Here is a 22,017-nt window from a genome sequence, read left to right on the forward strand (position 1 = left end):
TTAACTGACTGGCATTACCCGATTGGGTGCTTTTTTAATATCTTAAATAATCGTTTTACAGCTTCAACAAGACTTTTCCTTTCTTGCCTTTTTGAACTTTGCCAGAAACGGCTTCGTTAATGTCTTCAAGGTCATAAATAGCTTCTACCGGTAGCGTAAGCTGTTTATTAACCCCACGCTCAATGAGCTCATTGATTAAGCGTTTTTTGTTTTCAATATCCATTTCACGGCTGGTTTTACTGCCCCAAAAGCCTTTAATCACTGCTTGTTTAAAAATCAGATTACTGGGGTTTAAAACCATGGGCTCACCGGCCATAACACCGAAAGAAACCAAGGTGCCATTGTCGCCCAATAGGTCTAATAAATCATTGCTGGCCTCACCGCCTAAAGAATCTACAGCAGCACTGATTTGAGAGTCGCCAACGAGTTCACGAACCTTATCTTTCCAGTCTGATTGGGAAGTATCAACAGCATGTTTAATACCTAAGTTAGTAAGCTCTTGAACCGCTTCGGCTCGGCGCACCAAGCTAATGGTAGGGATACCACGGGCAGCAGCAATCATGGCAAAAGATTTCCCCACTGCACCGTTAGCGGCATTTAAGATGGCCCATTGGCCCGGCTGTAACTGCATAAACTCCAGCAGCATCAAGGCACTAAGGGGCATGGCAATCAATTGTGCTGCTATTTCATCTTCAAGCTCATCGGGCACAGCGAACACCATAGTGGCTGGCGCGGTAAAGTACTCCGCCCAAGTACCGTGAACACTGGCCGCGGCCACACGATCGCCGACAGAGAAACCTTTAACATTTTCACCTACCGCATCGACTACCCCTAAAGCCTCACTACCAGCTGTGGCGGGTAAATCGGGTTTATCCCCGTATTGTCCCTTCACAGTAATCAAATCATGATTGTGGATGCTGGCTAAGATAGTTTTTACCCGAACTTCATTGGGCCCAGGTTCAGGCATAGGGCTGTCAATTATTTTTAAAACTTCAGAGGGTTTGCCAAAAGCGTTATAAGAAGCACTGCGCATGGGAGAATCCTTTTTTATTATTAATCGTCAATTAGGTTTTTAGTTTGATCTTTTTAGTTTGATCTTATAGTGGTTATAACCATAACAAGGCACCGAGGAGGCTATCAGTATTACTTTAGTTAATAGTCGATTCAGTTAATAGCGCGGGGTAGCTGTGAGCCAACGTTTACTCTGGATCAATCACTTCAAAGTCGCTATTGACCATATCAGTAAGCAACGGCTCGCCCTTATCATTTACTCGAAATAAGCCATATTTTGCTTGCTCAAAAGCCGCGGCCTGACCTTCTTGAAAGAAGAAGGCATTGGTAGCGATTTTTAGCTGGCCCTGACGCAGACGATAAGCCAAAAGCAATTCCTCTTTTGCCAAGCTTAATTGATCCTCCTCGGACGGACTGACCAATCGCACAAAATGACCCACACCTTGTGCATCCTTTCTAATCACCACTAAACCGTCTTGAGACAGGTTATATAACTCTTCTATCGGCTGTTGATCCTCGGTAGGGACTAACTGCTGTTCTATTGCCGCCATAATTTGCTCAGAGATAGCATAATTTAAGGCCATATAATCGCCTTGCATCAAGCTGCGTGGGTCAACTGGGGCCAGTTGTAGGAGTACCTTCTCAGCGGTTGCCAAATGGGTTTCATATTTTTTGATGCTCAGATTCACCGCTACTAACACGACTATCAGGCCAACAATGGCCAGTAATAGGTTTAATTTAGAAGAGGCCTGAGCGGTAGGCTTTAATCCAACTGATCTCATGGTAACTCCTCATCTTTTGTGGTTGTCTGTTCAGGGCTGGCAGTCTTAAGCTTAGGCAGGCTGGTATCGTCAGAGTAGGCAATCTTTATGAGTTTATAAATCGCAAACAACACTAGGGACACCGCCAATAAGGACCCTGATTTCTGTAATAAACTGGTATCAAGCTGATAGTAATACCAAAATATATAACCCACCAGGGCACTAATGCCTAACGCCAACAAGGTCTTATTGGCATTGGCAATGGCCAACACAATTACTAGGCTGGTGGCCAAAACGCCAGAGATATAAATAGAAACCACGCCTAAGCCGATAACAGCTAAGGCAATAAGTCGGCCTATTTTTGAGGTGAGCTTTAACGAATACTGGTTCAAAATAATGTGTGCCACGTATAAGCAAACAGCGATAAGTAGCCCTTGGGATAAGAAATAGTTATAGACAAAGTCGCCTGCGATCCCAGCGATAGATTGTGAGTTTTCAGCGACAATAAATACCACCGACACCATAAGTAACACTATAGTACTGGCGTAATTCAAGGGTCTAAACAGGGTATACTTGTTTGGGGTATCACTGGCCTGAGCAGCAGTCATTACTTTAGAGTTGGGCAAAGAGACCACACTGGCAATCAGGGCCAGTAAAGGAGCCGATAATTCAGGTAATTGAAAATAGCTGAGTAACCAAACCAAACACCCTAAAGCTATAAAGGCACTGAAAAAACGATGCAGGGTGTCTTTAAAGACTATCAACAAAACTAACTGAAGCAGCATAAAGGTCGAAATTATGGTCACAGTAGCTTCAAACTGCTCAACCAGAGCGACCGCCAAAAACACCTGAGCTGACAAACTTAAAGCAAAGGCGAGACCATCGCTAAAGGTGTACGGTTTATGTAGAGTGTGAGAGTTTTGACGTTTGAATAATCCTAGGTTAAACAACACAAAACTAACCAATAACAATAGCCCGCTTAGTATCAGCTTCATCAGCGTATCACGCAGAGTATTGCCAAAAACCACCATTAAAAATCCGGTTATTAATCCCCCAGAAAACAGGCCACTTAAGGTCAGTAACAGCTGTATATACCAAGGAGTGCTGACTGTAGAGAGGGTAGGGATATCTTCTACCTTTACAGCAATTGGATCTATTGTGGGCTGAGGCAGTGACTCAGGCGGGGACTGCTCGGCCACAGCGGACGGCTTTTTTATAGAGTGATTTAATTGGCGTAACCAATTTACAGCAAAAGCAGTGAGACCAATGAGTAAAAATGCCATAACAAATAAAGCCGCATCACCTAAATGAGGGGCAATATACTGCGAGGCCATCACCATCAGCACTAGAATTATCGAACCACTAAGCAAGGTAAGCATCAGCAGATCGATTTGCTGTCTATAAAATCGCCAATAAAAGAAAACCATAACACCCGCCCACGCCGCAAGACTGATGGGGGTTGCTACTCCTTCCTCGAAAAGAAAAACGGAAAATAAACCTAAGCGTGTTGCCCAAAATATCACTACTATGGCTATCAGATATAAGCTCCAGTGCAAAGAGCGACCGCTGAGCTTAGGCTGGGCTTTATCTTTAAATGCCATCAAACCCAAGATAAGGGCCACAAGGTTTATCACGGTCAAGACCAGCAGACGCAGTAAGTCGAAGGAGACGGCACTGTTAACTAAAAAGCTAGCGGCTGAGGTATAAAACAGGAAGCTTACGTTAATCAGTCCCAACCAAAGCAGCCAAAGCGCTGGCAGGCGGGCCGCAATTACCCATGGAATAATCAAAACCGCCCAGCCAAAAAACAGCTGCCAACTGTCAGCCCCCGTCTGGTAAACCTGCCCCACCAAGGCCAATAGGCTGCCAGTTATCAGGCTGGCAATAAGTAATAACAGCGGTTGACCCGATTTAAAAACACCTTTATGAGTCAGTAGCGCATAGCCTACAACAGTGAGGACTAAGGCTACCTCTACTAAACCAAATTTCCCCAGCTTACCTAGAGCCATCCAGTTATAAGCCACGAAAAACACTAAAGCTAATACCAGTGAAATGGCAGAAGTTATCGCAGTAAATCGAATAAAGAAGTGGTACCAAGTCTCACTGCTAACAACAGGGGTAGCCGTTTGAGTTGGAGAGCTCGAGGGGGGCGAAGTTGGGGTAGAGGCGGACGTCATAATGCTCTCGATACTATAGGTTGCTGGTTACTAATTTGGGAGTAACAATCTCGCTGTGTTGTCAGCGGGCATGAGAACAGCATACAGCAGACAGAGGGATTGGCAATATTTGTAAAAGGTAACCACGTTCAATCTATAGGTTAAATTATTAGGTTAAACCACTAGCGATACTAGGCTAATTTTTCAATTCTGCTAAAACTAAGTCAGTCAGTTACAAGATAACAAGAAAATAAACTTCCTAGTCAAATCTAATGTAAGTGGTTGATAATTAACCATTAAGTTTAAATTTCATAATGTGAATACATGAATATTTGTTGACACGATGATATATTTTTTTTATTAATATACCTATAATGAATAACAGCTGTAAGCTTTGGTTACTTTAATGAATAGATATTACTCTTTAAGTGACCATTGTTAATTAATTGTTTTTGACCTATATTGCTCGCGGTTGTTATGACCGAGAAGCTACTTAAACTATTGAAGAAGCTAACTATTTTGGCTTCTATTTGCCATTGCCCAAAAGGATTTTATTGTGCGTAAATCAACCGCGTTAGTGAAGAAAGTATTAATTCCTACCAGCTTAGTAGCCGCCATGATGATGGTTGGTTGTGGTGATAAATCGGCTGGTACTAGCAACTCAGCAAACATTGATCCCAGTGTATTAGCTGAAACACAAGAGTTAGTTATTAATAACTCAGCTGAACCAGAATCACTAGATCCGCACAAAGTATCTGGCGTACCTGAAGCGGCTATTATTCGTCAAATGCTAGTGGGCTTAACCACCACCGATCCTGATGGCAAAACCATCCCGGGTATGGCTGAAAGCTGGGACAGCGAAGATAATAAAGTTTGGACCTTCAAAATTCGCGATGCAAAATGGTCAAACGGTGATCCGGTGACCGCTGAAGATTTCGTTTATAGCTTCCGTCGTTTGGTCGATCCTAACACCGCTTCTCCTTATGCTAGCTACCTAGTCGATGCCAAAGTTGCCGGTGCTGATGCCATTTTAGAAGGCAAAGCAGGGACTGAAGCCTTGGGCGTAAAAGCGATTGATGACAAAACTTTCCAGGTGACTCTTTCTGAGCCTGTCCCTTATTTCCCAGATACCCTAATCCATACTTCAGTTAAACCGGTTAACCAAAAAGTGGTAGAGCAGTTTGGTGAAAAATGGACCGATCCTGCCAATATCGTGGTGAACGGCCCTTACAAAATCAGTGAATGGAGAGTGAACGACAAAATCGTATTGGAGCGTAACGAAAGCTACTACGATAATGGCAATACTACTTTAAACAAAGTTACTATGTTGGCCATTCCTTCAAGCACCACTGACGTGGCCCGCTATCAGTCAGGCGAGATTGATGTTACCAACAATGAGATCCCACCAGAGCAGTTTGCTTCTTTAAAAGATCAGTTGGGGGATGAGTTAAGTGTCTCGCCAATGCTTTGTACTTATTACTACGAATTTAACACGGTTAAGCCTCCTTTCAATGATGCTCGTGTTCGTCGTGCTTTAGCCCTTGCCTTAGATCGTGACACCATTACTGATAAAGTGATTGGTCAAGGTCAAACCGCTGCCTATCAATTGACTCCAGTAGCGACCAACGCTATGCAAAACAATTCTCCAGAGTGGGAAAGCTGGGATCAAGCCAAGCGAGTAGAAGAGGCCAAAAAGCTACTTAAAGAAGCGGGCTACAGTCAAAGTAATCCTCTAAAATTCGAGCTGCTATATAACACCAGCGATAACCACAAGAAGATTGCGGTAGCCGCTAGCTCGCTATGGAAGCAGTCCTTAGAGTTTGTGGATGTGAGCTTGATTAACAAAGAGTGGAAAACTTACTTAGACACACGCCGCAATGGTAACTATCAAGTGGCCCGTGCCGGTTGGTGTGGTGACTATAACGAACCTTCTACTTTCCTAAATATCGTCAAGTCTGGCAACAGCAATAACCAAGGTAAATACTCAAGCGCTCAGTTTGACAGCATAATGGCGCAGACGTTAAAAGCGGGAGTAACGCCAGAGCAACGTGCTGGGCTTTATAAGCAAGCCGAAGCACAGCTTGATGCTGATATGCCTAATGTCAACGTTTACCACTACGTTAGCCCTCGTCTAATTAAGCCATACGTAGTCGGTTTCTCAACCAAAGATCCTTTAGATAACTGGCAAGCAAAAGACCTAAAAGTGGCTAAGCACTAAGCTTAAAACCCTAGCTTAGAACCATAAAGAGAAATTAGGTCTGTAAGCCCAAGAAGAAGGCCGCTAAGCATGATTGTAAAGCGCCTTCTTCTTATTAGGGCTTAGTGTTTTTTTATAAATACTGCTAAAAGTTAAGGTAGTTACTGGCCGTTAGTTAAGTAACTTGTCGTTTATTTTTTTTATACAAGGACGTCTGTATGATTAAGTCCCCCCGTGCTCGCTCGATGGCTCGATGGCCCGTTGCGCTAACCTTAAGCGCTTTATTAGGTTCGACCTTGATAGGCTGTACTGATAAAGAAGCGGTTAATAACAGTAGTGACGCAGACAGTAAGGCTGAAACCGCCCTTGCTGAAGAGCAAAGTATTGTCATTAATAATACTGCCGAACCTGAGTCGATCGACCCTCATAAAGTGTCAGCGGTCCCTGAGGGCAATATCATTCGTCAGATGTTCATTGGTCTAGTAGACACCGACCGCGAAGGCAAAACAGTGCCCGGTATGGCTGAAAGCTGGGAGAGTACAGACAATAAAGTCTGGACCTTTAAGCTACGGGATGCCAAATGGAGCAATGGAGATCCGGTCACTACAGAGGATTTTGTTTACAGTTGGCGCCGTTTGGTCGACCCCAATACCGCGTCCCCTTATGCCAGTTATTTGGTAGATGCTAAGGTGAGTGGGGCAGAGGCCATTATGGCTGGAGAGGCAAGCCTAGAAACTCTGGGTATCAAAGCTTTGGATGATAAGACACTGCAGGTTACCTTAACCGAATCGGTTCCTTATTTTCCAGACATGTTGATTCACACTTCAACCAAGCCAGTACCGCAAAAAGCGATCGAGCAATTTGGCGATAAATGGACCGATGCCAATAATATTGTAGTCAATGGTCCTTATACCTTGAGTGAGTGGCGAGTTAACGACAAGATTGTGTTAAAGCGCAATCCTCAATATTTTGACAACGCCAATACCACCATAGATACCGTTACCATCTTACCTATTTCATCGCCGACCACTGATGTCGCTCGCTATCAAGCCGGTGAGGTGGATGTGAGTGCTGAAGTACCGCCCGAACAATTTGACTCTATCAAAGAGGCTATGGGCAACGAGCTGCGTGTCGCGCCCCGACTATGTACTTACTATTATAAATACAATACCGTGAGACCCCCTTTCAATGATGTCCGCGTTCGCCGTGCCTTAGCGTTGGCCTTTGACCGTGATATTGTGGCGGAAAAAGTGATGGGCCAAGGGCAAAAGCCAGCGTATCAGTTAACCCCACCGTCTACCAATGGCATGAGCAATTTTACCCCAGAGTGGCAAAGCTGGAGTAAGGAGCAACGGATTAAAGAGGCCAACAGCTTATTACAGCAGGCCGGTTACAGTGCCAGCAATCCGTTAAAGTTTGAATTGTTATACAACACCAGTGATAACCACAAAAAAATTGCAGTGGCCTTTAGCTCTCTTATTAAAGACGCTTTAGGGGCTGACAAGGTACAAGTAGAGTTGGTCAACAAAGAGTGGAAAACCTACCTTGATACACGTCGTACCGGCGATTATGACATCGCTCGCTCAAGCTGGTGTGGCGACTATAACGAACCTTCTTCGTTTTTGAACACCTTAAAGACTGATAACACCAACAACCATGGTAAGTATTCAAGTCCAAAGTTCGATGCTCTCTTAGATCAAACCTTATTACAAGGGGTGGATGTCAAACAGCGCGCTGAGCTTTATAAGCAAGCCGAAGCACAGCTAGATGCCGACATGCCAAACTTAAATATGTTCCATTACGTTGGGGTGCGTTTGGTGAAACCCTACGTGATAGGCTTCCCAGAAAATGATCCGTTAGATGTGTGGCACATGAAAGACGTGTCGATTGCCAAGCATTAATTGCTGACAGCACTGCCTGTTTATTAACCATATCGTTATTAACCGTCCCATTATGCTAGTAGGATTACTTACAACAGAGGGTTTATGCTAAAGCTTATATTTCGGCGACTATTAGAAGCCATTCCGACTATGTTTATCCTCATTACCGTGTCATTTTTTATGATGCGGTTAGCGCCAGGTAGCCCTTTTAGTGGTGAGCGCAGTTTCTCACCTGCGGTTATGGCCAATATTGAAGCCAAGTATCATTTAAATGACCCTATGTGGCTGCAGTATGTGAACTATCTAAAGCAGATTATGATGGGTGATTTTGGTCCCTCCTTTAAGTATAAAGATTACACCGTCAATGAACTGTTGGCGCAGGCCCTTCCGGTGTCTATTGAGCTGGGGCTTTATGCCTTTATCTTGGCAGTAGTATTGGGGCTTATCTTCGGGATTGTGGCCGCTTTGAAGCAAAACTCGTGGATTGATTATATCGTTATGGCCTTTGCCAATATCGGTGTGGTTATTCCAAGCTTTGTTAAAGCGCCGCTGTTGGTGCTTATTTTCGCCATTACCTTGAAGTGGTTACCAGGCGGTGGCTGGAATAATGGGGCAGTGCAAAACCTTATCTTACCGGTGACCGCACTAGCCTTGGCTTATACCGCCAGTATTGCTCGTATTATGCGTGGCTCTATGATTGAAGTGATGAACAGTCAATACATTCGCACCGCGCGCTCTAAGGGTTTGCCGATGCAGCGTATTGTATTAAAGCATGCGCTACGTCCAGCAATGCTACCGGTTATCTCTTATTTAGGCCCTGCCTTTGTGGGTATTATTACCGGTTCTATTGTGATTGAGACCATCTTTGGTTTACCAGGCATCGGTCAGTTGTTCGTTAATGGGGCATTAAACCGTGACTATGGCATGGTGCTAAGCTTAACCATTTTGGTGGGGGTTTTAACCATTGCTTTTAACGCCATCGTCGATATTTTGTATGCAGTTATTGACCCACAAATTAAGTATTAGCTGTCGCTGAGGCTGTGGTCATAATTGATTATGACCGCTTGCCCAGACGTTTAACTTAGACTTTTAAATACCCTAATTTAAAGTAACCCATTTAAGAACAAGGATGACTATGACTGTTATCACTGATAAGCCAATCGATTTAGTAACGCCTACGGCAGACGCCATTAAGGGCCGCAGCCTTTGGCAGGATGCTTGGCGTCGTTTTTATCAAAACAAAGCGGCCATTGCCAGTTTGGTTATCTTGTTTTTGGTCACACTGTTTGTGATATTTGTGCCTATGTTTGCGCCTTTTGGCTATGCCGAAACCGATTGGGGCTATATGCAAGGTGCCCCCTCTTTTGAGAATAAGCACTACTTTGGTACCGACTCCTTAGGCCGCGATTTATTAGTACGGACTGCCATTGGGGGCCGTATTTCGTTGTTAGTGGGTATTGCTGGGGCCACAGTGGCGGTGTTGTTTGGTACCGTTTATGGCGCTGCTTCTGGCTATTTAGGCGGTAAGATTGACGCGGTTATGATGCGCTTTTTGGAAATCCTAAACGCCTTCCCTTTTATGTTCTTCGTTATCTTACTAGTAACCATCTTTGGCCGTAACCTAATGCTAATTTTTGTGGCCATTGGTTTGGTGTCTTGGTTGGATGTGGCGCGTATCGTACGCGGTCAAACCTTGAGCTTAAAGAGCAAAGAGTTCATCGAAGCAGCACATGTCGGCGGCGTCTCGGGCTATAACATTATTATGCGTCACATTGTGCCTAACGTCTTGGGTGTTGTGGTGGTTTATGCCTCACTGTTGGTACCTAGCATGATTTTATTTGAGTCCTTCTTAAGTTTCTTAGGCTTAGGGGTTCAAGAGCCAATGACCAGTTGGGGCGCCTTATTGCAAGAAGGATCACAAACCATGCAAGTAGCTCCCTGGCAGATTTTAATTCCTTCAGTATTCTTAGTAGTGACGCTATTTTGTTTCAACTTTATTGGTGATGGTCTGCGTGATGCGTTTGACCCCAAAGACCGTTAATAGCGGGCAATACTCTCAAACCGCCCATCCTAATTATCTGATAGCCAGACAGCCAATACAGGTAGACTTATTATGACAGTAGGAAACAACACCTTAGCACAAGAGACTCAACGTGGTCGCGATGTAACACAAGCGCCAACCTTGTTGCAGGTAAAAGATTTATCTGTGAAATTCAAAACCGAAGACGGAGAGGTTACTGCCGTAAACGGCCTAAACTTCGATCTACACCAAGGAGAAACCTTGGGTATCGTTGGGGAGTCAGGATCCGGTAAATCGCAGACTGCTTTCGCCATTATGGGATTATTGGCCAAAAACGGCCGTACTGATGGTTCAGTATTGTTCCAAGGCAAAGAGCTACTGGGTCTAAGCGAAAAAGAGCTGAATAAGCTACGCGCTGAGCAAGTATCGATGATCTTCCAAGATCCGATGACCTCGTTAAACCCGTATATGAAAATCGGCGATCAGTTGGCCGAAGTACTTATCTTGCATAAAGGCATGAGTAAAAAAGAGGCTTGGGAAGAAGCCATTAAAATGCTCGATGCGGTGAAGATTCCTGAAGCGCGTAAACGTATTGGCATGTATCCGCACGAGTTCTCAGGCGGTATGCGTCAACGGGTAATGATTGCCATGGCGCTGTTGTGTCGTCCCAAATTACTGATCGCTGATGAGCCGACCACTGCCCTTGATGTGACGGTACAAGCGCAGATCATGACCTTAATGAATGAGTTAAAGCGTGATTTTGGGACTACCATTATTATGATTACCCATGACTTAGGCGTGGTAGCCGGTATCTGTGATCGCGTCTTAGTCATGTATGCCGGACGTACCATGGCGTATGGGGAAACTGAAGATATCTTCTACAACCCCACCCATCCTTATACCAAAGGTCTGCTACGGGCGATTCCGCGTTTGGATAATAAAAGCGGGAAACTTGAAACCATTCCCGGCAGTCCGCCAAACTTATTAAGCTTGCCCCCCGGCTGTCCGTTCTATGAGCGCTGTCCTTATGCCATGGATATTTGTTATAGCGTGGCGCCACCCTTGGATTTTTTACCCAATGACCGTCAACGTGCTTGCCATTGGAAGCCTGAAGATGTGGCCAATACAGAGCCGCAGGATGCACAGGACCAGGTTCAGGAGTTGGGTGAGGAAAATATCATTCAAGACAAAACCATCACTGGGATAAAGGGGTAACTCATGCAACAGTCAAACGATAAAACTGGTAGTGCTCGTATCGATGTGGTGAATGACACGCCTTTATTGCAAGTCAGAGAGGTGGTCACTAGCTTCGATATCAAACAAAAAGGCAGCTACTTCTGGCAAAAGCCGGCCACTTTAAAAGCGGTAAACGGGGTTTCTTTTGACCTTTATGCCGGCGAGACCTTAGGGGTAGTAGGGGAGTCGGGTTGTGGTAAATCGACTTTGGCCCGGACCATTATCGGCCTAGTTAAGGCCCGTTCAGGCAGTATTAAGTTTAATGGTCAGGAAATCATGGGCGCCTCAAAAAAACAGATGCGTCTAACCCGAAAAGACATTCAAATGATTTTCCAAGACCCTTTAGCGTCGTTGAATCCACGTATGACTGTGGGCGATATTATTGCTGAGCCACTGCGCACTTATTATCCAAAAAAATCTAAGGCAGAGGTCGAGCAAGAAGTACGGGCCATGATGACCAAAGTGGGTCTGTTGGCCAACCAGGTAAACCGTTACCCACATGAATTCTCTGGCGGTCAGTGTCAGCGTATTGGTATTGCTCGTGCGCTTATCTTAAAGCCAAAACTCATTATCTGTGATGAGCCAGTGTCTGCCTTAGACGTATCGATTCAGGCGCAGGTAATTAACTTATTGCAAGAAGTGCAGCAAGAAATGGGCCTTGCGCTTATCTTTATTGCCCACGACTTATCGGTGGTTAAGCACATTTCAGATCGGGTACTGGTGATGTACTTGGGTAATGCGGTTGAATTGGGAACCGACAAGGCTATTTATGGCCATCCGACTCACCCTTATACCCAGGCACTAATGTCTGCGGTTCCTATTCCTGACCCACAGATTGAGCGCAATAAGACCATTCAGTTGTTGGAAGGCGATTTACCAAGCCCAATCAATCCGCCGTCAGGCTGTGTGTTCCGTACCCGCTGTCCTATCGCTGATGATGGCTGTGCCCAAACCAAGCCTGTGCTAGAGGGCAGAGCAGATCATCAAGTGGCGTGTCTAAAAAACAAAGTTCCCAGTACTAATGGTGAAGTGGCCTAGAAGTGAGGGGGCTTAGGGGTTCGACTGCAGAGGGTTATTTGCGTTTAATAAAATCGTTATCTGTAAATAAACGGGCACTGAATAAATATAGTCAAAAGAAGAGTAACCGGTTAAGATAGATATTAGATCAACTAAATAGCCTTGATTTAGAGACTGAATTTGGTCCTAAATTAACCCCTAAGCTATAGATTAGACTCACTATAAAAACAGCTTGATTGAAACAAGGAAGCTTCTATGAAAAAACTTAGTAAATATCAACAGAGCAGTGTTTTAAGCTCGAGTATGGCAAAAACCGCACTGGGAGCCACAGGCTTAGCGATGCTACTGCTAACTTCAGGGTGTGCCACTACTGAGTTAATGGAATCCAAAAGCAGTCAAAATAGCCGCAACTCAGCCAAACAAGTGTTGGTTGAAGATCAGTTGGTAGCCTTTGGTCGTCCTGCTCAAGCGCTGCCCAATATGCCAGCGAGTAGTGTGGTTATTGTTGGTGAAAAAAACAGCTATGTGCTTAGTCAAGGCGGTCCTGAAATGGTCAATATCTTGACCAATTTGACCCCAAAAAACATCCAAGTGGACAGTGATATGAATTTCTATTCACCCCGCAACGATGGCTATTTTCAGGGTGAAATGAAAATGTCGTACGCCAAGCTGAAGGATGAGTTTAAGCGCAGCGACTTCCAATTCTTTTTACAAAATGGTGGCAAAGAATGTACCGATGCCAGTGACCAGCGAATTGGGGCTCAGCGTTTCTGCTTTACTGTGCCTATTAAAGGGGCGGTTTATCCAGCAGTCAGTAATCTAAGTTTGATTCAATCTAAGTACAATGCTTTAACGAAGCCTTATCCGGTCACTATTTATACCCAGTCTCAAAGCGCAGTACGCAGTGGCAATAATGCGGCTGAGAAGCTGGTGTTACTGCCTTTTGCCTTGGCTTTTGATGTGATAACTTTCCCGATTCAGCTTATCGGGGCTATGTCAGAATAATTGATGCCTGTTTTTATTTAATAAAAATCAATACGGCTCAACACATGAGTCTGTATGAGATAGGCACAGAGGTAAGCGCTGGGCCAAGCAAAGACAAAGGCTAGTTTCCACGAGCTTAGCAGATGGTCAAAGAAGAGATCGTTATAGCCTTCTTTGACCAATATTAGCGCTGCTGAGATGATTAAAGACATGAGTAGCGCCATGAGTCCGGTAAATATCAGGCGATAAAACTTAATACTGATGCGTATTTTTGCGGGCTTCTGAGCTGCTTTAGTAGACTTTGTCATGGGACCTTCCTACAGCGAATGAGATTCGATCGTTGGCTAAAACAAGTGTTTAGGGGGTAGATTACTGTGAATACTGTGCATTATATAACTGTTATTCCAAATAATTGAATTTACTGTCTTAGATTGCTTCAAATCAAATCTATACAGGGTAGGCGGTCGCCTATTCCACTCTCTTCTGTCCTCCACAATCTGTCTAATGGTCCGCCTAGATACCCTGATAATTTACAATAGTAATATGAATCAAAAGTGGTATTATTAATCTTAGCTTTAACTAATAGAACGGTCGATTTCTCAGTGGACCTTTGGTCTGCGGGGTTTATGACTGTGGCAATTATTTTAAACACCCTAATCATTCAATAACTTATTTAACTAAGGGGCAATAATGACATTATTAAAAAAAGGGCTTGCAGCAGTGTTGGCTTTGTCCGTAATCGGCTGTACAACCCCAAATTCGATAACGGTCGCTACTACCCAAAAGTTAGTACAGCACGAACGCAACAAGGCTGACTTAGCGATTAAATCTCATAAGCTGTCGACAGGTGAGACGTTGGTTTATGCAGAAAATGAAAATACCTCAGGTGAACCCTTATTATTGATTCACGGTTTTGGGGCTAATAAAGATAACTTTATCTTTATCGCCAAAGAGTTTAAAGACTATCACGTGATTATCCCTGATTTGCTAGGCTTTGGTGAGTCTGACAAACCTATGGATGCAGATTATCAAGCTAAAGCGCAAGCTGAGCGTTTGCATGAGTTGATGCAAGCCAAAGGTATGGCGTCCAACCTACATGTCGGTGGTAACTCAATGGGGGGAACAATCAGTACTGCCTATGCAAGCTTGTATCCAGAAGAAGTTAAAAGCTTATGGTTAATCGACACAGGGGGATTTTTGTCAGTGGGTCTAGCCGATGCTCTGCAAAGTGGCACCTTGGATGACAACCCATTATTGGTAAAAGACTTTGAAGGTTTTGAAAACATGATGCAGTTGGTCATGAATAAACCGCCTTATCTTCCAAAAACATTTAAAGCGATAATGGCACAAGAAAGAATAGACAACCAACAGTTAGAGGCCAAAATATTAAAACAAATTGTTGTTGATAGTATGGAAGACGAGGCTAAGATTATCGCAGAACATAACATACCGACCTTAGTCGTATGGGGCGAGAAAGACCAAGTCATCAAACCCGAGACGGCTGATTACATAGCGAAGCTGATCCCACAAGCTAAGGTTATTATGATGCCAGAGATAGGGCATGCGCCGATGGTAGAAGCTGTGAAACAGTCGGCAAATGACTATAAAGCCTTTCGAGAGTCGCTAAAGCGACAGCCAAAGCAGTAATAAATTAAGGCATATGTAAATCTAGGATAAGGCTAACAGAAGCGGGCTTCTGTTAGCCTTTTTTATTACTGGGATACCAATCGCTGCATCAAGGTCGCTACTGGCTCAGCTTGAATTAGGGCCACGCCTTGTCCGGCCCAAAGTGACATATAATCAGTATTGTTTGCTTTAGACGCAGCGCCACGCATAGGCTGGGTCATGGCATTAAGCTGAGGGTAGGCAGGTAGGCTGTCGTTGTCATACGCTGCATATTTGATCAGATAATCATTCACCAGCCCTCGCGCTTGTTTCCCTGAAAATAAACGGGTTAGACAAGTTTGACTGCTACGCTCTCCTGTGGAAGCTTTTAACAGCTCAGTTTTATAAGCGCTGCTCAGCCCACTCTCGGTTGTCGCTAAGAAGGCGGTACCCAGTTGCGCCATTTCTGCTCCTGCGGTTTGCACTGCCTTAATGCCTTGCCCATTCATAATCCCTCCAGCTGCGATTAAAGGGACGTCAGTAACTGCTTTGGTTTGACTGATTAAGGTTAGTAAGCCTAATGGGTCTTGTTCGCTTTGGGGTAGCCAACCGCCTCGGTGTCCACCAGCCTCCACGCCTTGTACGCACACTGCATCTGCGCCAATATCAGCCCAAGCTTTGGCTTCTTCTGGGTGGTTTGCGGTACCCACAACCTTGCTTCCTACTGCCTGTAGCGCGTCTACTTGCTCTTTGCTGATAATACCAAAAGTAAAACTTGCTACCGGTACGGGATTATCTAACAGCACTTGCAACTGGGCTTCAAATAGTTGGGCTGGGTTTTTAGGCAAAGTCAGCTCAATACCTTGCTCCTCATAATAGGCTTGGAGCCACTCAGGTATCGGCGCATCAAAGGCAGTCGATTCAGCTTCTGACAGCACCATTAAATTTACTGCAAAAGGTTTATCAGTTAAGGCTCTAATTTGCTGAATTTGTTCCTGAATTTTCGCCGGTGCGGTAGTGCCTGCTCCCAGACTGCCTAATCCACCAAAGTTACTTACCGCAGCAATAAGTTCTGGTGTCGTTGCACCGCCAGCCATGGGTGCTTGGACGATAGGGCAGGTTAGATTTAGGGTCTTGAGTAGGGTCATGGCGGTGTCCTTTTTATTTTTTAAATAATTTCATTGAACAATCAGTGTGTTTTTGCCGAGTGAGTGGCTAGAATAGTAAGGATACTATTTATTCCATAAACTTTTAGTGAGCCTTCCAGTCTGACTATAGATACCTACTTGATCGATAAAGGCTTCGAAGTCGCTGTTTTCTTCAACAATACGATTGACTGACAGCCAATCAATATTAGTTCTTTCTCTTGCAGGAATCAGGATTTGGCTATCAAATAAAGATTGTTGATTAAGTAGCAGTACGCCAACACCATGTAAACCTGAAAGCATTTGTAGTTCCGCTTCTACAGCAGAGTCTAAGTTTGCAGTCACTAAGTAAGCGAAGTTTGCCCAACTTGAGTTAGAGACAGCTTGGAAAAAACTTTTGCGGACATTACTTCTATTTAAAGTCTTTTTTACCTCAAAAGACCAAAGTCTAAATACCGCATCATTACTTCCTCGGACACAAGCTCGGACAACCTCACTCCACCCTTTATCCAGGGTCTCTAATGCAACAATATCAGGATGTAGCCAGTGATTACCCCCTGAGCCACGCATATTTCTAGATTTACGTTCATCGATTCTACGACAGTTCAGTCCCAAATCTTCTGATAAATAGGAGATGAGCAAAGGATACAAATCATGTTCGCTAAAAGAAGCTAAATTGGAAGGTAGGCTTTCAATAGGTTCGTCGAGATCATCAGCCTCTTCTTCAACCATGAGATAAGGGTGTTCAGGTATCGCTTGCCAATAATACTTTCTAGGTCTGGGTTTATCTTGAGTAGCTACATTGGGGCACAAACGTTTGGCTGTCTCGGTACGCTCACCGCCAATCTCTGCCGCAAGTTGTACGATGAGGTCTTCTTCAGTTTTATAACGAGGGTTCTTTCTCTTTTCCTCTAAGTCTTCGGGATAGCGTTCGATGAATAGTTCCGCTAGCTCTCTAGCGGTAAACATTTGGTCGGGATAATCGCGTAAAGTTTCTATTATCATCTGTACACGAGTGGTCATATTATCTTCCTAGCAGTGAACCCATAATAAAGTCTATCTTTCTATATTAGCAAAAATTTAGATATACAAAGCTTTTAACTGATAGTAAGTCTATAGGATAGGGATGTCTTTAAACTCTGTTAGAAAAACAAAAAATAGTGTTTGAGACTAGGATAACATGCTGTAATATTTGGTTAATAAAAGTTACAGATATACTTCTGTTTAGAGGACTAATTATGAGCTTCAAAGAATTATTAATCAGAAAAGCCAGTATCTTTAGTTTGGCTGTTGTAATGAGTATGCCAGCGTTGGCAGAGATAACAGTTGATGAAAATACTAAGCTTAACAAGCCAGAAAGCACTCAAACTTACACGGCAGCTGAAATTAGAGACATCCTTAATAGAGCGCAGCAAATGGATCCAGCTGCTCAGTATGAGTTGGGTGAACTGTATTATTATGGGAATGGCGTAGCACAAAACTATCAAAAGGCTATAGAGTGGTATGAAAAAGCAGCAAACCAAGGTTTTTTACAAGCTAAAGTAGATTTAGGGTTTATTTACTACTATGGCTATGATGGGGATTACGGTATTGATTATGATAAAGCGCTAGAGTGGACCTTTAGTGCGGCTGATCAAAAAGATAACGACGCCTTGTATCTTTTAGGAGAAATGTATTATGAAGGTAAGGCAGTACCTCGAGACTATGATGAAGCAGCTAAATGGTTGAGAGTTGCTGCTGAAAAAGGGCACGCTGATGCTCAACTTTCTTTAGGATATATGTATGATCAAGGAAAGGGAGTTTATGAGGATAAGAGAGAGGCCTTTAGTTGGTATCAAAAGGCTGCTGTTCAAGGTAATTCTACCGCTCAATACAACTTAGGAGTGTTTTATGAAGAGGGAGAGGCAGTAGAGCAGAATTATAAAAAGGCCATCGAATGGTATACAAAGGCTGCCGAGCAAGGTTATGATATGGCACAAAATAATTTAGGGGTTATTTACTATAATGGTGAATATGCCCGTCAAGATTATAAAAAAGCCTTTGATTATTATATGATGGCGGCCGAACAAGGTAATGAAATTGCCCAAGATAATTTGGCAGGTATGTATTATTACGGTGAGGGAGTGGCTCAGAACATAGAACAGGCAAAAGAATGGTACGGTAAATCTTGTGATAACGGTTATAAAGAGGCCTGTGAAATCTACAGAGAGTTAATTGATTAATAGTTGAAGCTTCAAATTCAATCTAAAAAAAGAGCTATCAAATTGATAGCTCTTTTTTATTTAAGACAGTGATATCCTAGTCAAGAACGACGAGTCGCCCCCTCTTGTTCCTCTCGCTCCCAAGCTGTTGTGGGGGTGATATCACGACACGACGAACTACAGCTTCCTTGAGCGCGGTAGCCTTCAGTGATTTGAGCGGCTTCTTTAGGAGGTAACACCTTGCCTTTGCGCCATGCCCCATACAGATACAGTCCTACCCCCATTACGGCGGTGGCTACCATGCCTGCTGGGAATGACCACCAAAGGGCATCGGAACCAAGTATTGGATATAGGCCAAAAGCAAAGCCCAGACGCACCGGATACATAGAGATGACCATAACCATCAAGGGCCAAATCACGTAGCCATTTGCTCGCATGGTACCAAATAATACTTGGGCGACCCCAAAGAATAAGAAACCCCATGTCGCCAGAAGTTGAATATGAGTGCCAATGCCTACTGCGGGACTATCCGTACCAAGGAACAGACCTAGGGCAGCCTCATCAAAAACGGTTAGGACTCCAATCAGCAATCCGGTCAATATCACATTAAAAATAAGCCCCCAGAGGGTGATCGCTGACACTCTGTCCCACTGATTGGCGCCGATATTCTGAGCCACCATCGCACTCGCTGCAGCGCTTAGCGCCATAGCAGGCATCTGTACGTAAGTCCAAAGTTGCTGGGTGGCGCTATAGGCTGCTGTGGTTTGAACCCCTTCGCGGTTGATCAGCGACAGCATGGTCAATGCTGCTGAGGAGATAACCACCATTTGCAGTCCCATCGGTAGCCCTTTAGAGAACATCGAGGACAGGATTTTTTTATCGGGTCGTAAAAAGTGTAGCTCTGATTTATTAAGGGTTAAGATAGACCCACGTAGATATAAAGTGATGCCCATGCCAATAAGCGCCACAGTGTTGGCCATCGCTGTTGCAAAGGCTGAGCCAAAGATACCCCATTCAGGGAAAGGACCTACCCCAGTAATAAGCATCGGTGTCAAAACCAAATCTATCGCCACCGACAAGGCTATAAACCAAAGTGGGGTCGTGGAATCGCCCGTTCCGCGCAGGGCCATTGTCATTAAAGTAAAAGTGAGGGTAACTGGCATCGCAAGAAAAATCATGCGCAAATAAGTCAAAGCCAAGTCAAAGGCACTGGATGGTGTCCCTAGAAGCTCGAGCAACAGCGGTGAAGATACCCAGCCTACGCCAGCCAATAACACGGTTATGGGAATGATACTGCCCAACGCGGTTCCCATGGTTCTTTTAACCATCGTATGGTCACGTTGTCCCATGGCTTGACCAATCAAAATGGTAGAGGCCATACCGAACCCAAAAACGAAGGAGATCAGTATAAACATCAGAATGTTACCATTCGCGGTCGCCGCAAGCGCTTCTTCACCCAAGAATCGACCTACCCAGACGGCATTAATCGAACCGTTTAACGACTGTAGTATCGACGATCCAAGGGTGGGTAGGGCAAATAAGAGCATTGTTTTGGCAATCGACCCTTCAGTAAGGTCACGCTGTTTGCCGGTAGAAGCTGGGTCACTCAATGTCTTTCCTCTCATGTCTCTAGGGGGTGTTAAATTATTGACCAGTTAAATTAGAGGCCAATTAACATAAACGCTTATCATAGAGGATAAAGCTTGTAGCGTCTTTATTAGAGCTGTAATTATATTTATATGATAGATACAGTTCTCTGTCTTATTTTTTACCTGTTTTAGAAAAACCCCGTCATCTCTCCAGGTAGTGGGGAGATTTAATAAAAATAATTAGCACAAAAAAAGAGAGCGTACCGTTTTTGGTAAGCTCTCAATTTTAGTAGTCTGAATATGATACAGATAGTGCGATACAGGTATTAATTAGAGTTAGCCCTTCGGCGGCCAAGGACGATCAGCATCACTCTCAATCCATTCTGCCACGTATCCTGTGGGCGGCATTTTCCAATCCGATTTGCCCAAAGCATCTAATACTTTTTGGCTTTCAATGACACGGCCGCCTTTGGTCACTCCGGTACGCAGCAGCGCAGTAGAGCAAGGCTTACCTTTCACCCACATTGACTGTTCCACATAAATCCAGCGCTCATCAATGGCGGCAATACGGGTCTTGATGGTGACCAGATTGAAGGCTCGGATACGCTTACGATATTGGATGGTACTGCCAGCGACCACTAAGCCCCAACGGTTTTCGAGTAGCTTTTTACCGAGTCCAGAACGAATGGCAAAATCGGTACGGCCAAGGTCATATAAGGTAAACACGCGGCCGTTATTCATCTCAATAAAGTTGTCGATATCGGTTAGGCTGCAGCGAAACGTCATCTCTGCAGTATCTGTAAGATCAACCGTATCGCCTTTTTTATGAGCGGAAATCGCTTTGACAATAGATTTGGTATAACGATAAAAAGGGTACATATGACAGTCTCAAAAATTAGATTAGGGCATCGATTATGCTGAAAATAATCTCCATTTCAAAGCAGCAGACGTGCCTAGACCGTCACAGCTCACTGGTATTAGTCAATTTGCTAGCCCTATGATTGGATCGCTATCCCAATAAAATTAAAATAATCTACTACGGTTTCTGGGATCCAATTAATATCGAACTTTTTCTGATCTGCCAAATAGCGTAGATAGCCAATATGACCGCCATGCGCCGTGTCTATTAAGGTTACCGACTCGGAGACATCATTTTGAGTAGCGGTGAAACCAATAAAAGGATCGTCCATCGCACTGATTAATAACAGCGGTTTTGCCACATCGATTAAATAGGGCAGGGCAGAAGCACTGCGATAATAATCATTATTTGAGCGGTAGCCATGGCGGGGAGCGGTAAAGATATGGTCAAAGTCGCTGATACGATCGACCGCTTTAATGGCATCAATTTCTTCGTCGCTGATTTCGTTTTTTAATGCCTTTTTGATAATGGGATTGAGCAAATACGGGGTATAAATTCTCTGTCCCAAGAAACTTTGCATGTTCATTGCTGCTGATGACATGTCTACCGGAGAGGAGATAGACACAGCACCTTTACAGCACGCTTCTTCAGCATATTCACCCATATATTTTGCTAAAGCATTACCGCCAAGCGACACCCCAACGGTATAAATATTTTCATATTTTTGGCTTAGTATTTGTAGCATGTGGTGTACTTCATCGGTATCCCCTGCGTTATAAAATACCCGGCCGCTGGCAGGAATACCGCCACAGCTACGGAAGTGGGCTACCACAAAGTGCCACCCTTGAGCATGGATCTGATGCGCCAAAGCGCGGGCATAGTGGCTGTCACTGCTGCCTTCCATACCGTGAAACAGCACTACTAACGGCGTTTGTTCCAATTGCTCTTCAGTGCTGGCTAGCGGATGGGCATCATAAAAGTCATAGGCCACATCACTTTCATCTAGTGAATCGCGGATAATTTCGCGTCTATAAGTCGGTGCTTTTGGGGTAAAAAACTTGGGCAGAATAGTTTGCAAATGGGGATTAGTTAGCCAAAAAGGGGGATCAAAAGGAGTAGGCGTAAAGCTAGGCCCTTCAGTGTTATTTGAGGTAACTTTAGTCTGAGAGTTGGATTTATTCGCAGTGTTTGAACTCTCTTTAGAAGAATCAAACTCAACTTTTGATTTAGATTTAATTTTTTGTTTTAACTGAGACAGCATACGGGATCGCTCTGATTATTGTTAATATTAAGATTGTTAGATGAATGCCCTTATGATGGACTCAAAGTAGACAAAAACCAACCTTTTTTAGTGAA

18 protein-coding genes are annotated in these 22,017 nt (G+C 44.1%); 9 read left to right on the forward strand and 9 right to left on the reverse strand.

Translation table 11 applies throughout. The features are described 5' to 3' along the window. Positions 1-55: 55 nt before the first annotated feature. The 3 genes from B3S92_RS03320 to B3S92_RS03330 form a co-directional block, all read right to left on the reverse strand. A complete protein-coding gene (locus tag B3S92_RS03320) occupies positions 56-1,033 on the reverse strand; it encodes a zinc-binding dehydrogenase (RefSeq protein ID WP_296202720.1) in 978 nt (325 codons plus the stop codon). 166 nt (positions 1,034-1,199) lie between these two features. Next, complete coding sequence (locus B3S92_RS03325) at positions 1,200-1,793, reverse strand: GDYXXLXY domain-containing protein (RefSeq protein ID WP_296202725.1); 594 nt, start codon at positions 1,791-1,793, stop codon at positions 1,200-1,202. Continuing rightward, complete coding sequence (locus B3S92_RS03330) at positions 1,790-3,949, reverse strand: DUF2157 domain-containing protein (RefSeq protein ID WP_296202727.1); 2,160 nt, start codon at positions 3,947-3,949, stop codon at positions 1,790-1,792. Before B3S92_RS03330 ends, B3S92_RS03325 begins: the two co-directional genes overlap by 4 nt. Positions 3,950-4,544: 595 nt before the next feature. Here B3S92_RS03330 and B3S92_RS03335 point away from each other — a divergent pair. From B3S92_RS03335 to B3S92_RS03365, 7 genes are all read left to right on the forward strand, one after another. Then, on the forward strand, positions 4,545-6,146 hold the full coding sequence (locus B3S92_RS03335) for an ABC transporter substrate-binding protein (RefSeq protein ID WP_296202768.1): 1,602 nt from the start codon (positions 4,545-4,547) through the stop codon (positions 6,144-6,146). A gap of 197 nt (positions 6,147-6,343) precedes the next feature. Beyond that, entirely contained in the window at positions 6,344-8,026 is a 1,683-nt protein-coding gene (locus tag B3S92_RS03340; protein ID WP_296202728.1) for an ABC transporter substrate-binding protein, read from the forward strand. Between the two features lie 84 nt (positions 8,027-8,110). Continuing rightward, positions 8,111-9,031, forward strand: coding sequence for an oligopeptide ABC transporter permease OppB (gene oppB, locus B3S92_RS03345; protein ID WP_028857745.1), 921 nt, complete (start codon positions 8,111-8,113; stop codon positions 9,029-9,031). Positions 9,032-9,140: 109 nt separating this feature from the next. After that, positions 9,141-10,046 carry an oligopeptide ABC transporter permease OppC gene (oppC, locus tag B3S92_RS03350; RefSeq protein ID WP_296202731.1) on the forward strand — a complete coding sequence of 302 codons (906 nt, stop codon included), beginning with the start codon at positions 9,141-9,143 and terminating at the stop codon, positions 10,044-10,046. 72 nt (positions 10,047-10,118) lie between these two features. Next, entirely contained in the window at positions 10,119-11,240 is a 1,122-nt protein-coding gene (locus B3S92_RS03355) for an ABC transporter ATP-binding protein (RefSeq protein WP_296202733.1), read from the forward strand. Positions 11,241-11,288: 48 nt separating this feature from the next. Continuing rightward, entirely contained in the window at positions 11,289-12,299 is a 1,011-nt protein-coding gene (gene oppF / locus B3S92_RS03360; RefSeq protein WP_349678944.1) for a murein tripeptide/oligopeptide ABC transporter ATP binding protein OppF, read from the forward strand. A gap of 234 nt (positions 12,300-12,533) precedes the next feature. Beyond that, a complete protein-coding gene (locus B3S92_RS03365; protein WP_414706988.1) occupies positions 12,534-13,283 on the forward strand; it encodes a hypothetical protein in 750 nt (249 codons plus the stop codon). A gap of 17 nt (positions 13,284-13,300) precedes the next feature. On the opposite strand, the gene B3S92_RS03370 is transcribed toward B3S92_RS03365, so the two are convergent. Continuing rightward, the gene (locus B3S92_RS03370) at positions 13,301-13,570 is read right to left on the reverse strand and encodes a DUF2798 domain-containing protein (protein WP_296202738.1); all 270 of its coding nucleotides are present in this window, start codon (positions 13,568-13,570) and stop codon (positions 13,301-13,303) included. A 382-nt stretch (positions 13,571-13,952) separates the two neighbouring features. Between B3S92_RS03370 and B3S92_RS03375 the strand changes: the two genes are divergently transcribed. Next, positions 13,953-14,909, forward strand: coding sequence for an alpha/beta fold hydrolase (locus tag B3S92_RS03375; protein ID WP_296202740.1), 957 nt, complete (start codon positions 13,953-13,955; stop codon positions 14,907-14,909). 65 nt (positions 14,910-14,974) lie between these two features. Here the strand turns inward: B3S92_RS03375 and B3S92_RS03380 are convergent, their stop codons facing one another. Further along, positions 14,975-16,015: an NAD(P)H-dependent flavin oxidoreductase gene (locus B3S92_RS03380; RefSeq protein WP_296202743.1), complete on the reverse strand. Its 1,041-nt coding sequence runs from the start codon at positions 16,013-16,015 to the stop codon at positions 14,975-14,977. 84 nt (positions 16,016-16,099) lie between these two features. Continuing rightward, entirely contained in the window at positions 16,100-17,035 is a 936-nt protein-coding gene (locus B3S92_RS03385) for a COG2958 family protein (protein WP_296202744.1), read from the reverse strand. A 215-nt stretch (positions 17,036-17,250) separates the two neighbouring features. On the opposite strand from B3S92_RS03385, the gene B3S92_RS03390 reads away from it, so the two are divergent. Next, on the forward strand, positions 17,251-18,234 hold the full coding sequence (locus B3S92_RS03390) for a tetratricopeptide repeat protein (protein WP_296202746.1): 984 nt from the start codon (positions 17,251-17,253) through the stop codon (positions 18,232-18,234). Between the two features lie 80 nt (positions 18,235-18,314). Here B3S92_RS03390 and B3S92_RS03395 read toward each other — a convergent pair whose 3' ends face one another. The 3 genes from B3S92_RS03395 to B3S92_RS03405 form a co-directional block, all read right to left on the reverse strand. Next, positions 18,315-19,823 (reverse strand): MATE family efflux transporter, encoded by a 1,509-nt coding sequence (locus tag B3S92_RS03395; RefSeq protein ID WP_296202747.1) that lies wholly within the window; start codon positions 19,821-19,823, stop codon positions 18,315-18,317. A 315-nt stretch (positions 19,824-20,138) separates the two neighbouring features. Further along, positions 20,139-20,681: an acyl-CoA thioesterase gene (locus B3S92_RS03400; RefSeq protein WP_296202748.1), complete on the reverse strand. Its 543-nt coding sequence runs from the start codon at positions 20,679-20,681 to the stop codon at positions 20,139-20,141. Positions 20,682-20,797: 116 nt separating this feature from the next. Next, entirely contained in the window at positions 20,798-21,922 is a 1,125-nt protein-coding gene (locus B3S92_RS03405; protein ID WP_296202749.1) for a YheT family hydrolase, read from the reverse strand. Positions 21,923-22,017 lie beyond the last annotated feature (95 nt).

It is taken from the genome of Psychrobacter sp. UBA3962, from assembly GCF_002385225.1.
Taxonomy (GTDB): domain Bacteria; phylum Pseudomonadota; class Gammaproteobacteria; order Pseudomonadales; family Moraxellaceae; genus Psychrobacter.